The following is a 1,225-nucleotide window of genomic DNA, read 5'->3' as shown; positions in this document are numbered from 1 at the left end:
TGTAGTACTCCCCAAAGTTTGGACAGTTTATGGCGGCTATCTTAGTCAATGCCATGAACCCGAAACGTACCCGTCGCCGCTTCACTGCTGAGTTTAAAGCAGAAGTGGCCTTAGCCGCTCTGACCGAGCGGCACCCGCTGGCCGAGTTGGCCACGCGCTACCAGTTATCGGTGGAACAAATCAGCCGCTGGAAGACGCAGTTGCGCCAGCAGGCGGTGCACGTCTTCGTCGAGCCCGGCCCGGCGGCCGCCGCGCCAGACGTCGAGCCGCTCTACGCCGCCATCGGCCGGTTGCAAATGGAAAACCAGCTGCTAAAAAAAACGCTGCCGCCATGTGCGTAGCCCAGCAACGCGCCCTGGTGCAGGCCAGCGCGGAAGGCTCGGTGCAGGCCCGCTGCCAGGCCCTGGGGCTGGCCCGCAGCAGCTACTACTATCAACCCCGGGGCGAAAGCGCCGAGAATTTGCGGTTGATGCGCCTGTTGGACGAGGAATTTACCTGGCACAACTTCAAGGGCGTGCTCGGCCTGCGGGACCACCTGCGCCTGGCCGGCCACGCCGTCAATGAGAAGCGGGTACGTCGCCTAGTGCGCCTGATGGGCCACGAGCCGGTCTACCCCAAACCACGCTTATCGGTGCCTGGGCAGGGCATCACGCGCTATCCGTACCTACTGCGGGACCGGCCGGCCACCGCCCCGAATGAGGTGTGGAGCACCGACATTACCTACATCCCCATGGCCAAGGGCTTCCTCTACCTGGTGGCCGTGCTCGACTGGCACGCCCGCTACGTGCTCAGTTGGGAGCTGTCGAATACACTCGACGTGGGCTTCTGCCTCACGGCCCTGCACACGGCACTGGCCCAGCACCCGGCCCCCTACATCTTCAACTCCGACCAGGGCAGCCAGTTTACCAGCCAGCCCTTTGAGCAGGCCTTGCTGCAAGCCGGCTCTCGCATCAGCCGAGACGGCCGCGGTCGCGCCACCGACAATGCCTTCATCGAGCGCCTGTGGCGCTCAGTCAAATGGGAATGCGTCTATCTCAACCCCGCCACCGACGGCCAGCACCTCTACCAGCAGTTGCACGCCTACTTCACCTATTACAATCACCATCGTCCCCACCAAGCTCTGAAGGGCCAAACACCCGCACAAGTTTTCGCTCAAATCCCTACCTTCAACCCGCCATCAATTTGCTTAACAAACCCCGTCTAAACTGTCCAGTTTTTGGGGAGT

2 protein-coding genes are annotated in these 1,225 nt (G+C 62.2%); both read left to right on the top strand.

Translation table 11 applies throughout. The features are described 5' to 3' along the window. Positions 1-53 precede the first annotated feature (53 nt). The gene (locus tag ABD842_RS13770) at positions 54-341 is read left to right on the top strand and encodes a transposase (RefSeq protein ID WP_345114941.1); all 288 of its coding nucleotides are present in this window, start codon (positions 54-56) and stop codon (positions 339-341) included. Further along, positions 332-1,204 (top strand): IS3 family transposase, encoded by an 873-nt coding sequence (locus ABD842_RS13765; RefSeq protein ID WP_345114938.1) that lies wholly within the window; start codon positions 332-334, stop codon positions 1,202-1,204. Before ABD842_RS13770 ends, ABD842_RS13765 begins: the two co-directional genes overlap by 10 nt. Positions 1,205-1,225: the final 21 nt, after the last annotated feature.

This window comes from Hymenobacter algoricola (assembly GCF_039539525.1).
In the GTDB taxonomy this organism is placed as follows: Bacteria; Bacteroidota; Bacteroidia; order Cytophagales; family Hymenobacteraceae; genus Hymenobacter; species Hymenobacter algoricola.
Note: the sequence above shows the minus strand (reverse complement) of the source record. Positions and strands in the feature narration are given on the sequence as shown.